The sequence below is a fragment of the Methanocalculus chunghsingensis genome, from assembly GCF_018132105.1.
Classification (GTDB): Archaea; Halobacteriota; Methanomicrobia; order Methanomicrobiales; family Methanocorpusculaceae; genus Methanocalculus; species Methanocalculus chunghsingensis.
On sequence record NZ_JWHL01000012.1, the window covers coordinates 59,714 to 71,329 of the forward strand.

Consider the following 11,616-nt stretch of genomic DNA (forward strand, 5'->3'; position numbering starts at 1 on the left):
TAAATATTGCTTTCACTACATCATAAAAAATTGTCAAGGTGCAGATGAAGATACCTTAAAGCGAATTCATGCCAAACAGGTATCCTGCCGGTGATTTTTTGCGCATTAATTTTGGTGGCTTTATTCCTATCAGCACTGTGGACTGGCCAGGACGGGCAGTATGCACCGTCTTCCTCAGAGGGTGTCCGGTCAGGTGCGACTACTGCCATAACAGGGACCTCCAGAATGGCGAAGATTACCGCTCAGTTGATGAGATCATCGACCTGATCCGATCTACCAGAATAGCTGTTTCAGGCGTTGTCTTCTCAGGCGGTGAACCGACACAGCAGGGCGAGGCACTTGTTGAACTTGCCCGTCGAGCAAAAGGGGAAGGATTCCTTGTTGGACTTCATACGAATGGCGTCTATCCTGCAGTTATTTCGGATCTGATAGCAGAGAGAGCAGTCGATCGGATAGCGCTTGATATTAAGGCACGATGGAACAGATATGATAATCTCCTGCGTGAGAAGTATGCCCTTGCGGTAAAAGAAACACTCAAGGTCTGCAAAACAGCATATATGCAGGGAAAACTCCCCGAGTTCCAGGTTGTCATCACCCTCTTCCGGGGATATGAGGATGAAGTCAGGTACATCTCAGCAGAAGCCGAAGGGGTGGATCTCGTCCTCCAGCAGGGAATATTCGGAAGGGTGCGCCCCCTCTCATCGGATGAACTCAGGGAGATCGCAGATGGAATCGGGCGTCCTGTCATCATCAGAACGCGGGAAGAAGGAGAGACACGATATGAAGGTAATAGGATTGGTCGGTCTTCCGGCGAGCGGCAAAGGTGAATGTTCCTCTATAGCCGGGGAGCTTGGCATACCGGTTGTTGTCATGGGCGATATCATCAGGGCGTATGCAAAAGATGGAGGGCTTGAAGCGACCGATCAGCACCTTGGAGCGATTGCCCGTCGGCTCAGGGAAGAAAAGGGAATGGCAGCTCTGGCAGAACTGACGGCCCCTGCCGTCAAAGAGAAAGATGCTCCTATTGTCCTCATCGACGGGATACGGGGGGTAGCTGAAGTACACCATTTTAGAGAAATATTTGATGATTTTATACTTATTGCGATAGACTGCCCGTTCCCTCTCAGGCTCTCCCGCCTCCAGGAACGTGGCCGCTCAGATGATACCCTCAGTGAAGCGGATCTCAGATCCCGGGATGAGCGTGAATGCAGTTTCGGTCTTGGCGAGGCGATGGATGGTGCAGATAGACGGGTGTCAAATACTGGCAGCCTGCAATCATTCCGCGAAGAAGTGAAGAGAATGTTGCAGGAGCTACGGAGTCAATCATGAAGAATGGCATCTACTTTTCATCATCCTCCAAGGTATGGGATGACCCGGAATGGGTCTTTGGAATCGAGGAAGCCGGATATGACGGGTGGGAGATCTCAGCAGATGGCCAGTACCGCCTTGAGGATCCCGAAAAAAGAAGAAAAATTATCGATATCATTGAAAGTACGGGTCTTGGAATAACCGTTCACGCCCCCTATGGTGATCTGAACCTTGCATCTTTCAATTATCCGATATGGCGTGAGTCCATACGCCAGACCTGCCTCTGTATTGAAAATGCTGCAGATATCACCAACCGGGTTACGATCCATCCCGGATACCTCTCCCCTATAGCAAAACTTGATCCTGGTCGTGCCTGGGGACTGCAGAAAGATGCGCTTCTGGAAATCGGTGCAGTTGCAGAAGAGCATGGACTTCTCGCCTGCCTTGAGAATATGATTTCCATTAAAGAGTTTCTCTGCAGGGATCCTCTGGAACTCTTCGGGATGGTGGAAGGAATCACCGGAATCGGAATGACATTTGATATCGGCCATGCCAATACAACCGGAACCGTACAGGAGTTTCTCAAATACCTTGGGGATGCAGATCACCTTCATCTCCATGATAATCATGGCAGTTCGGATGAACACCTCGCCCTGAAGCGTGGCACCATCAACTGGGAGAAGGTATCAGCTGCCGTACGTGATTCATACAGGGGAATCATAGTGATTGAAGGAAGAGATCTCGATGAGGCAAGAGAGAGTCTCGCCGTCATCAGGGGGTGGACACTATAGCGGGAGAGACACTTCATATCCATTTCCTCGGAACTGCGGGAGCTCTTCCAACGCCACAGAGGAACCCATCCTGCATTATGATCCGGAGGGGATCAGATACGATTCTCTTCGACTGCGGCGAGGGTGCTCAGCAGCAGATGATGCGTGCCAGGACGGGGTTCACCGTTGATGCAATCTTCATCTCCCATTGGCATGCCGATCACTATCTCGGACTATTCGGGCTGATCGAGACGATGGGATTCAATGGCCGGACAGAGCCACTCAGACTCTATGGGCCGCGCCGCATCTTTGAGTTCCTCTCGATCATCAGGCAGATGAACCAGAACATCTCTTTTCCAATCGAAGCAATGGAGCTATCTGATGGTGATGAAATCCAGTTCGATGGCTATCGGGTGATCGCATTTGGAACCCGGCATGGCTGTGAAAGCTACGGTTTCATCCTCAGGGAAGATGATCGCCCGGGACGGTTTGATCGGGAAGAGGCGATTGCACTAGGGATTCCCCCAGGCCCGCTCTTCGGGAGACTCCAGCGTGGTGAAGAGGTGACTGTCAGTGTCGATGATGTAGCAACCATCATCCGGCCGGATCAGGTGATGGGGACTTCACGGCCCGGCAGGATAGTTGTCTATACCAGTGATACGCGCCCTCTCATACGCTGGCCGAATGCCGCACGGGATGCCGATCTTCTCATCCATGATGCAACCTTTGATGATGCGGAGGAGAAACGTGCAGGCGAGGTCTACCACTCGACCGCCGGGGGAGCGGGCAGAGCTGCAGCAGAGATCGGAGCAGCCCGTCTGGCACTCGTGCATATCAGTTCACGCTACACATCAACGGTTAGCCATATACAGGATGCAGAACGACAGTATACAGGAGAAGTCCTGTTTCCACAGGATTGTTCAATGATCGAGATACCATTCAGGGACTGATGAAGATGGAGGACATTATTGATGAACCAAATGATAGCCGCCCTCCTTCGCCGACATCAGGACTTCCTGGCGGGTCTTGTCGCTCTTCTCCTGACGACCGTCTTCGCCTCGATAGCAGGAATCTATCTTGGTTCTGTTAATGAAATACTTATTCTGATCCCCGGACTGATGATCCTCGTCCCCTCGTCTATCAACATGCGGGGGGCGATCGCCGGGATTCTTGCATCCAGACTGTCATCTGCGATGCATATCGGTGCTTTCGACATTGATTACAAAGAAGGCTCTGTCCTTGGAGATAATCTCAGGGCAACCTTTATCCTCACCGTCATAATCGCCGCAATCGTCGGTATGCTCGGCTACATCATCGGTATTGCTGCCGGCCTTGATATCATTCCTGTTATGGATATGATCCTCATCTCCGTCATATCCGGCTGTATCGCAGGGGTGATCGTCACCCTCATAACGCTTATCGTTTCACTTGCAACCTACAGGTACTCAATCGATCTTGATATGATCGGAGCACCAACCGTCACAACTGCCGGTGATGTCATCACCCTCCCTCTCCTTGTTATTACCGCCGTCCTCGTCGTCGGCCTCCCTCAGTCTGTCAGGTATCTCCTGCTGGGGATCGTCATTCTCCTCCTCATCCTCAGTATTCTTGGGACATTGAAAGGAACTGATACGGTACAGTCAATCATCAGGGAAGGGCTCCCACTCCTGGCACCCCTCTGTATTCTCGGCACCATCGCCGGAGTTGTATATACAGAGGGTCTGGAGGATCTTGTTGCAACCGCGGCTCTTCTCATACTGATCCCCCCTTTTATGAACGGGTGTGGAGCGATCGGGGGGATCATCTGTTCCCGTCTCGCAACCGGAATGCATATGGGTTCGATTGAGCCACAACTGATACCCGGCCGGGAGGTTTTCTCAGGATTTGGAACAAATTACGTCTATACATTAACAATCCTCCCACTGATGGGTACTATCGCTCATTATTCTGCCGTGCTGATCGGACTGGACTCTCCCGGACTGTTGCTCATGGTTGTTATTGCAACCGGATCAGGCCTCATTGTCGTCACCGGGATGAACCTCCTCGCTTATATGACAGCCAGCATCTCCTTTGCCCTTGGGTACGATCCGGATAACTTCGGCATCCCTGTTGTAACAAGCAGTATCGACCTCATCGGGGCGACTGTGCTGATCATGATGATTCACCTGGTGCTATAGTGATAAGTAGTGCCAGATACAGTAGATAATGAAGATATGTTCGACCTTGATCGTCAGCCTGTCAACTTTAAGGATGTCCTCATCGAGATGAAGGATGTCTCTGAGTTGATGGTCGATCTGGCATATTCGGCTATTCTCTTTGAGAGTAAAGAGATAGCCCGTGAAGTTGTCAACCTGGAGGAGTCGATGAACCGGCTCCTCTATCAGGCCAGAATCACGAGTATTCTTGGAGCAAGGAGGCTGGAGGAGGCCGAGTCGATGAGTGGTCTCCTTCAGATTGCAGAAGGCGCAGAGCGGATATCAAATGCCGCCTCTGACATTGCAAACGTCATATTGAAGGATATACAGATCCCAATCAGGATGCGCCGTGCCCTCCCTGAAGCAGAAGAGGTCACCGTCAGGATTGAGATCTCTGAGAGCAGCGAACTTGTAAACGCCCTTCTCGGAGAAGTACGGCTACAGAGTACTACCGGAATGAGGATTATTGCAATTCGCCGCGGGCGTTTCTGGATCTATGATCCTGACAAGGATACGCGTCTTGAAAAGGGGGATGTCCTGATTGCCAAAGGGCCTGAGGATGGAATCGATCCTCTCTGGCGACTGGCAGGAAGAGCGCTTCCGCAGATTGATCCAGGTATTGGCCAGCCGGTTGACAACCTTGATCGTGCCGTACTCCTGATTGTCGAGATGAAGAATGTCAGTGAGCTTGCAGTCGGGCTTGCATACACCGCCCTCCTCTTCGATAGCAAGGATATTGCAGAAGAGGTATTCTGGCTCAATGAGCGTATGGATTCGATGCGTCTCTCCCTTGAACTCTGGGTTCTTGAGGAAGCGAAAAAGATTGAGCCGATCGAGAGTCTCCGCGGCCTTCTGCATATGGCAGCTTTTGCTGATGCCATCTGTAGTGCAGCTTCATCTATTGTTGATGTCATCAGACGTGATATTGAGATCCCTCCGATCTTTAAGAAGATTATTCGGGAATCAGATGAAATCATCTCACGGATTGATGTTCAGGCCGGATCATTCCTTGACGGGAAAACCCTGAAGGAAGCTTCCCTTGGCGCAGTAACAGGCATGATTGTCCTTGCGATTAAACGCGGGGAACAATGGATTTATCGGCCAAAAAAGAATGCACGGCTATATGAGGGCGATACCATCATCGCCAAAGGCCGCCGTGATGGTGAGTGCCGCTTGTTTAGCCTCTCCAAGGCAGAGCAGTAAGATGAAAAAAACACCTAGGTAATAATATGGCATATACAAGTGAAATAGTTTATAAACTCGGCCCTGGATGTGAGGTTGAGGATGTACAGGAAGGGAACATCTACCTTGGAAAAGTTCAGGGATTTGCAAATTTTGGAACCTTTGTCCAGTTAAATAACTCGATCAAAGGGTTGATACACAAGAGTAATGCCCTGACACAACACCATGAGCGGGCAGATATCCTTGTAATTGTTGTACAGGTTCGCCCAAACGGAAATATAGATCTCCGTGAGGTAATCCTTGATGAGTACACAACAGAACTTGTGAGCAGACAGGTTAAGACGACACAGCTGACCGATCTCAAGGGGCGGGTTGGCAGGCGTGTCACCATCGAAGGTGAGCTGGGCCAGGTAAAACAGACGAGTGGTCCCACCATCTTTACCATCATCGATGAGACAGGGAGTGAGAGCGCGGCTGCCTTCGTCGAAGCTGGTGTACGCGCATACCCTGAAGCAAATACCGGGGATATCGTCCGGGTCTCCGGAGAGGTGATGAAGAGGAATAACCAGCTTCAGATTGAGGTCTCAAGTCTTGAGGTCCTGAAAGGGGAGGCTGCAGAAGAGGTGAAGGAACGAATCGAAGAATCTCTCAGTATCCGTTCTGAAGCTGCTGACAATCCGTTCCTCGTTGAGAGCGAGGTGCTCACCAGGCTCAGGCCTGAGATGCGCAAGCTCGCAAAGATCATCAGACGGGCAGTATTCACCCAACAGCCCATTATTCTTCGTCACCATGCAGATGCAGACGGCATCTGTGCAGCAGCAGCAATTGAGACAGCGGTCGTCTCCCTCCTCCGTGAACATGGGAATGACTCTGATGCCGAATTCCACCTCTTCAAGCGCTCCCCCTCAAAGGCACCATTCTATGAGATTGAGGATATTACCAGGGATCTTGATTTTATGCTGAAAGATGCTGTCCGCTTTGGGCAGAAACTCCCTCTTATCTTCCTGATGGACAATGGATCAACCGAAGAGGATATGCCGGCATATAAAATTGCTCAGGTATATGGCCTTGACATCGTCGTTGCGGACCATCACCATCCTGATGAGATCGTCGATCAGTTCCTCAAAGCTCATGTCAATCCGTACCATGTCGAAGGAGACTTTGGAATCACGGCCGGAATGATCGGCACTGAACTGGCCAGAATGATCAATCCGGATATTGAAGAACGCATTCTCCATCTTCCAGCCATTGCCGGCGTTGGAGACAGAAGTGATTCTCTCGAACTGCCACAGTATCTTGCACTGGTAGAAGGTAGCTATTCAACTGAAGAATGCAAAAAGATAGCGCTTGCCCTTGATTATGAGCAGTTCTGGCTCAGGTTTAATGACGGGCGTGAGATCGTCAAGGATATTCTGAATCTGAACAATAATACTGAACTCCATAAAAGACTTGTTTCTCTCCTTGTCGAGGAGGCAAATGCGGCAATTGCTGAGCAGGTAAAAACCCTGATGCCCCATGTTGAGTCCCGAAGCCTCTCATCAGGAGCCAATCTCTTTATTGCTGATGTAGAGATGTATGCCCACCGGTTCACCTTCCCCCCACCCGGAAAGACATCCGGAGAGATACATGACATCCTCTGTAAAGAGCATGAAGGGGAACCGGTCGTCACCCTTGGTCTCGGGCCAGACTTCGTCGTCCTCCGTTCACGTGGCGTAATGATGAATATTCCAAGGATGGTTCGTGAGCTTCGGGACGAGATTGCCGGAGGTGGCGTGAATGGTGGTGGACACCTCGTTGTCGGAAGCATAAAGTTCGTAGAAGGGATGCGGGATATTGTCATTGAAAAACTGATCGCAAAGATATCCGAAGCCCCGATCGCCTGAGCTGATCCCGGCGCGATCGAAACTAACGCAAACTTTTTATATTAATATGATGAAAATGTAACACAAGAGGCAATCAGATGACTGTACCAGAAAGCATCCGTGACAGGTATAATGATACGCAGGACAGGATTCTGAAATATCTGCGTGGCGGGGTCCAGAAAGGGCGGCATTTTTTTAAATCCAAATATATCGCACATGATCTTGGCCTCTCTTCAAAAGAAGTAGGAACCAACCTTGCTATCCTCTCCGAAATCTGTGATGACCTGGAGATAAAGCGCTGGAGCTATTCAAACAGCACAACCTGGATGGTAACGCCGCGAGCCATATAATTTTATTCTATCACCCCCCATTTTATCATATGTCAGATACAATTGCTGAGATCCTCGGTACTATCGAGTTTGTTGCTAATATTGATGAGAAGAAAGACTGCCTTATGTCACAGGATCCCCCCGAATCCCTCTGGTTTAATATCGATGTTGAGAAAGGGCATGGACTACAGGCCGGGGACAGAATAAAAATTACTATTGAGCGGATATAACACCTGCTCCTGATTATTTTTGAATATCGAGATATATCCGGTATACGTCAACGTTCTGCAGGTCAATAATAAAGTACATCTCCTTCCCTGTTGTAAAGACAACGCTGATCCGCTCTCCGGGACCCATAATCTCTCCACCATCGAGTATTGCGCCAGATTCAGTATCGCAGAGTGCATATCTGAAGATAGCACGATCCGGGTAACGATCAGCCGTAACCTCAGTACGGATTCTCCATGCATCATCTGTTGGTATGCTGAAGATGGAAGATAATCCACCTCGCTTCTGCTCCAGAACCCCTATAGTGATCCATTCGGATGTCCTGTCATCTGCAAAGCGTGCAGTGCCATATGGCGCAGCTCCAAAAAGTGGAAGTATCGAACTCTGTTCAAAATCAGATTTTTTATACGATCCAACCATTCTGTGATCAGATTGCTTGGGAAGATAAATACGTGGATAGTCGAATGGATTTTCAACAAGCTGGATTGTGAATAATTCATATACCGGAGCCTTCGGTTCAGGTTGTGCAAATTCCATATAGATCAGTGGAAGGGCTTTACTATCATCCTCATCCCCGGTAAGATGAAAGAGTCCTGGGATCTGGATACCGGGCTGATTTGCCAGAATGCTGATGATCAGAACGACGATGAGCCCTGCGGCAAAGATGAGGAGATCATCTCTTTTCATAAGGTTATTCAGATCTTGATGGTAAAATTGCTTGTGATCGATACATCTGCAGGATCATAGCATCGAAAAGTTCTTTTGTATGGGAGAAGCAATAAAATCATGGAGATTCCGGTACTCAGGACATGGGTCATTTTCTATCTCATATCCTTTGTCGTCCTGCTCTTCGCCCTCTTTCTGACGTCACAGGGTGTACTTCTCTGGGTAAGTCTCTTTCTTGTTCTCGTTCTTATTGGTGTTAACTTTTTTACTATCTTTATCGAGATTAACCGGCGTAAACAAAGACATAACAGACTGAAAAATATTGCACAGGTGGATGATCCTGAATATAATCTTAATCAAAAAAAACTCTGGTGATCCTTTCTATACATCATTTTTGATGAGAATCTTCTGGAGGGTATTATACTGGGAGAAGAGCCCTTCAACCTCACGTCCAAGATATTCGGTCTTCCCCATGACGTAAAAACCTCCGCTATTTAATGCGGTATGAAAGGTACGTGCGAGATCGTTCTTCTGCTGTTCGGTAAAGTAGATCGTGACATTCCGGCAGGTAACCATATCCACATACCGTGCACCAGGTAATCCGCTCATCAGGTCATGTTTACGGAAATGAATCATATCCTTGAGATGCTGCTTCACCTGAAAACGGCCATCCGGAAGCTCAGTAAAGTGGCGTCGAATAGCCGTTGATCCAAGTTTATCCATAGATTTTGGATCATATATGCCATCTTTTGCTTTTTGGAGGATCTTTTCATCGATATCGGTTGCATAAATCGTACCTATAACCCCCCCTTTCCGGGTAGTCAGTTCTGAGAGGATCATTGCAAGCGAATACGGTTCCTCACCTGAAGAGCAACCAGCACACCAGATACGGATTCGCCCATGGTCACTAATGATCTTTGGTATAATCTCTTTTCTGATGACCTCAAATACTTCAGCATCTCTGAAAAATTCAGTGACATTGATTGTTAATGCATTTCTGAGTAGTTCCCATTCATCAGGATTATTATTCAGATATCGCGTATATTCATCATAGTTTCCGGTTCCGGTCGAACGCATACGGGAGAGAAGCCGTCTCTTGATATATTCTTCTTTATAATTGGAACACCGCACACCGATGGTCTTTTCAATTAAATTTTTAATTTGTTTTATATCATCCATGGTTTCTATCATCTATATATTCCTTGTAGAAGCTCTTATAGATGAGTGCAGCCACAAACATCTTTTTATACCACCACTCCATAAGATTTTTTCTGAGGAAAAGGTCGGACTTTATTAATAGTAATCTTTATATTTATTGCTCTGCTAGTCATGACGATGAGACACTGGGCGCTTCTCGTTCTGATAACAATCATCTCAGGTATCATCACCGCAGGGTGTGTGACCACGGGAATCGAATCGGTGATCTATGAGGATTCGGCCTTTGTCTTCCAGATACGTGATACGGGTATTCCCGATAATCTGATGGTCCTGATCATCATTAATCGAATAGATGGCCTGTACCAGGAGAAAGAGGAGACAATCTATACACCGCTGGACTATATTCCTGGAGAGGATACTATTAGTATTGATACACCGTTGCCGGAAGGTTCCTATAAAGCACATCTCATCCTCTTTCAGGATGAAAAACGCCTGAATGGATACATAATAAACTTCAAGGTTGACAGTGAGGACTAACGATGAGCGAAGACCCATTACACGCAGATCTTCTCATAAAAAATGCCCGGATTTTCAATCCTTTCACAAGCGAATGGGATCAGGAAATACTGGCAATTCGTGATGGATATGTCCTGGGATATGGATCCGATTATTCGGGTTCTAAAGAGATAGACCTCAAGGGTGCCAGAATTGTTCCCGGCCTGATTGATGCCCACGTACATATCGAGAGCTCACTCCTCACCCCGGCTGAGTTCGGGCGTCTCGTCCTCTCCCATGGCACAACGACGGTGATTGCTGACCCCCATGAGATCGCAAATGTTGCAGGTATCAAAGGAATTCAGGCGATGATGAATGATGCAGAGAGGACACCTCTTGACATCTTCTTTATGCTCCCCTCCTGTGTTCCTGCCACCCCTCTGGACTCGGCAGGTGCTGCGCTCAACGCAGACGATCTCTCACCCCTTCGGTCGGATAGGCGGGTGATCGGTCTTGGGGAGATGATGAATGTGCCCGGGGTCCTCTGCAGAGACCCGGAAGTTCTCAAAAAGATTGCACTCTCAACCATTGTTGACGGGCATGCACCAATGCTATCCGGGGCTGCCCTGGACCAGTACATCAGATCAGGGATCCAGAGTGATCATGAATGTATCACCCCGGAGGAGGCGAAAGAGAAGCTCCGGAAAGGGATGTATATCTTCATGAGAGAGGGAGCGGCTGCACGAAACCTCCGTGATCTCGCCCCTATAGCAGACTGCAGGACCGCACCCAGATGTGCATTTGCAACCGATGACCGGCATGCCGATATGCTGATGGATGCCGGATCGATCGATGACTGTATCCGGATCGCCGTGGATAGCGGGATTGAAGAGGAGGTGGCAATCAGAATGGCGACCCTCTCTGCAGCTGAGCGGTTCGGACTGCATGATCGGGGCGCTCTTTCACCCGGCCGGATTGCAGATTTTGTTGTTCTGGATTCCTCACCCGTCTTTACGGTGAGAAGAGTATTCAAACAAGGTGAAGAGATCAAAGGGGGCGCATACACACCGCCAATTCCACTAAAGACAGAGTTCTCCTGCAGCCTGCCTGAGATGCCGGATCTCAGAATACATGGAACAGGACCTGCACGCGTCATCGCCATCATCCCCGGACAGATTACAACCAGTGAAGAGATTCATGATGTCATCGGTGAAAATCTGCCGGACACTCATAATGATATCCTCAAGGCCGTCGTCTGTGATCGGTATCTCAGACAGGGCTTTGGCCTTGGGCTTGTCCGCGGATTCGGACTCAAATCAGGAGCCCTTGCCATCAGTGTTTCACATGACTCGCATAACATCGTTGCTGTCGGTGCAGACGATGCTGACATCATATCAGCGATCAGTGGCAATGGCGGTGTAGA

Annotated in this window: 14 protein-coding genes; 12 read left to right on the forward strand and 2 right to left on the reverse strand. The window is 48.9% G+C overall.

The window, feature by feature from the left end; all coding sequences use genetic code 11:
• Positions 1–68: 68 nt before the first annotated feature.
• From RJ53_RS08135 to RJ53_RS08175, 9 genes are all read left to right on the forward strand, one after another.
• Positions 69–827 carry an anaerobic ribonucleoside-triphosphate reductase activating protein gene (locus RJ53_RS08135; protein ID WP_211531128.1) on the forward strand — a complete coding sequence of 253 codons (759 nt, stop codon included), beginning with the start codon at positions 69–71 and terminating at the stop codon, positions 825–827.
• Complete coding sequence (locus RJ53_RS08140; RefSeq protein WP_211531129.1) at positions 781–1,329, forward strand: AAA family ATPase; 549 nt, start codon at positions 781–783, stop codon at positions 1,327–1,329. The genes RJ53_RS08135 and RJ53_RS08140 overlap by 47 nt, the downstream gene beginning before the upstream one ends.
• Positions 1,326–2,099: a sugar phosphate isomerase/epimerase family protein gene (locus RJ53_RS08145; protein ID WP_211531130.1), complete on the forward strand. Its 774-nt coding sequence runs from the start codon at positions 1,326–1,328 to the stop codon at positions 2,097–2,099. The genes RJ53_RS08140 and RJ53_RS08145 overlap by 4 nt, the downstream gene beginning before the upstream one ends.
• Positions 2,096–3,028, forward strand: a complete 933-nt coding sequence (gene rnz / locus RJ53_RS08150) for a ribonuclease Z (protein WP_211531141.1) — start codon at positions 2,096–2,098, stop codon at positions 3,026–3,028. Before RJ53_RS08145 ends, rnz begins: the two co-directional genes overlap by 4 nt.
• 21 nt (positions 3,029–3,049) lie before the next feature.
• Positions 3,050–4,255 carry a magnesium transporter gene (locus tag RJ53_RS08155; protein ID WP_246496046.1) on the forward strand — a complete coding sequence of 402 codons (1,206 nt, stop codon included), beginning with the start codon at positions 3,050–3,052 and terminating at the stop codon, positions 4,253–4,255.
• Between the two features lie 9 nt (positions 4,256–4,264).
• Positions 4,265–5,476 carry a potassium channel family protein gene (locus RJ53_RS08160; RefSeq protein ID WP_343221861.1) on the forward strand — a complete coding sequence of 404 codons (1,212 nt, stop codon included), beginning with the start codon at positions 4,265–4,267 and terminating at the stop codon, positions 5,474–5,476.
• A 26-nt stretch (positions 5,477–5,502) separates the two neighbouring features.
• The gene (locus tag RJ53_RS08165; RefSeq protein WP_211531131.1) at positions 5,503–7,338 is read left to right on the forward strand and encodes a DHH family phosphoesterase; all 1,836 of its coding nucleotides are present in this window, start codon (positions 5,503–5,505) and stop codon (positions 7,336–7,338) included.
• 77 nt (positions 7,339–7,415) lie between these two features.
• A complete protein-coding gene (locus tag RJ53_RS08170; RefSeq protein ID WP_211531132.1) occupies positions 7,416–7,667 on the forward strand; it encodes a DUF7123 family protein in 252 nt (83 codons plus the stop codon).
• Positions 7,668–7,696: 29 nt separating this feature from the next.
• Positions 7,697–7,876 (forward strand): hypothetical protein, encoded by a 180-nt coding sequence (locus RJ53_RS08175; RefSeq protein WP_211531133.1) that lies wholly within the window; start codon positions 7,697–7,699, stop codon positions 7,874–7,876.
• A gap of 13 nt (positions 7,877–7,889) precedes the next feature.
• Here the strand turns inward: RJ53_RS08175 and RJ53_RS08180 are convergent, their stop codons facing one another.
• Positions 7,890–8,561 carry a hypothetical protein gene (locus RJ53_RS08180; RefSeq protein ID WP_211531134.1) on the reverse strand — a complete coding sequence of 224 codons (672 nt, stop codon included), beginning with the start codon at positions 8,559–8,561 and terminating at the stop codon, positions 7,890–7,892.
• Between the two features lie 99 nt (positions 8,562–8,660).
• Here RJ53_RS08180 and RJ53_RS08185 point away from each other — a divergent pair, with 99 nt between their 5' ends.
• Positions 8,661–8,915, forward strand: a complete 255-nt coding sequence (locus RJ53_RS08185; RefSeq protein ID WP_211531135.1) for a hypothetical protein — start codon at positions 8,661–8,663, stop codon at positions 8,913–8,915.
• Positions 8,916–8,921: 6 nt separating this feature from the next.
• Here the strand turns inward: RJ53_RS08185 and RJ53_RS08190 are convergent, their stop codons facing one another.
• Positions 8,922–9,719, reverse strand: coding sequence for a CheR family methyltransferase (locus tag RJ53_RS08190; RefSeq protein WP_211531136.1), 798 nt, complete (start codon positions 9,717–9,719; stop codon positions 8,922–8,924).
• Between the two features lie 156 nt (positions 9,720–9,875).
• Between RJ53_RS08190 and RJ53_RS08195 the strand changes: the two genes are divergently transcribed.
• Positions 9,876–10,235: a hypothetical protein gene (locus RJ53_RS08195; protein ID WP_211531137.1), complete on the forward strand. Its 360-nt coding sequence runs from the start codon at positions 9,876–9,878 to the stop codon at positions 10,233–10,235.
• A 2-nt stretch (positions 10,236–10,237) separates the two neighbouring features.
• A partial coding sequence (locus RJ53_RS08200; RefSeq protein WP_211531138.1) for an adenine deaminase occupies positions 10,238–11,616 on the forward strand: 1,379 nt, incomplete at its 3' end.

Coding starts and splice junctions, on each gene's coding strand:
- RJ53_RS08135 (WP_211531128.1), top strand. CDS start 69: ATGCCAAACAGGTATCCTGCCGGTGATTTTTTGCGCATTAATTTTGGT.
- RJ53_RS08140 (WP_211531129.1), top strand. CDS start 781: ATGAAGGTAATAGGATTGGTCGGTCTTCCGGCGAGCGGCAAAGGTGAA.
- RJ53_RS08145 (WP_211531130.1), top strand. CDS start 1,326: ATGAAGAATGGCATCTACTTTTCATCATCCTCCAAGGTATGGGATGAC.
- RJ53_RS08155 (WP_246496046.1), top strand. CDS start 3,050: ATGAACCAAATGATAGCCGCCCTCCTTCGCCGACATCAGGACTTCCTG.
- RJ53_RS08165 (WP_211531131.1), top strand. CDS start 5,503: ATGGCATATACAAGTGAAATAGTTTATAAACTCGGCCCTGGATGTGAG.
- RJ53_RS08170 (WP_211531132.1), top strand. CDS start 7,416: ATGACTGTACCAGAAAGCATCCGTGACAGGTATAATGATACGCAGGAC.
- RJ53_RS08175 (WP_211531133.1), top strand. CDS start 7,697: ATGTCAGATACAATTGCTGAGATCCTCGGTACTATCGAGTTTGTTGCT.
- RJ53_RS08180 (WP_211531134.1), bottom strand. CDS start 8,561: ATGAAAAGAGATGATCTCCTCATCTTTGCCGCAGGGCTCATCGTCGTT.
- RJ53_RS08185 (WP_211531135.1), top strand. CDS start 8,661: ATGGAGATTCCGGTACTCAGGACATGGGTCATTTTCTATCTCATATCC.
- RJ53_RS08190 (WP_211531136.1), bottom strand. CDS start 9,719: ATGGATGATATAAAACAAATTAAAAATTTAATTGAAAAGACCATCGGT.
- RJ53_RS08195 (WP_211531137.1), top strand. CDS start 9,876: ATGAGACACTGGGCGCTTCTCGTTCTGATAACAATCATCTCAGGTATC.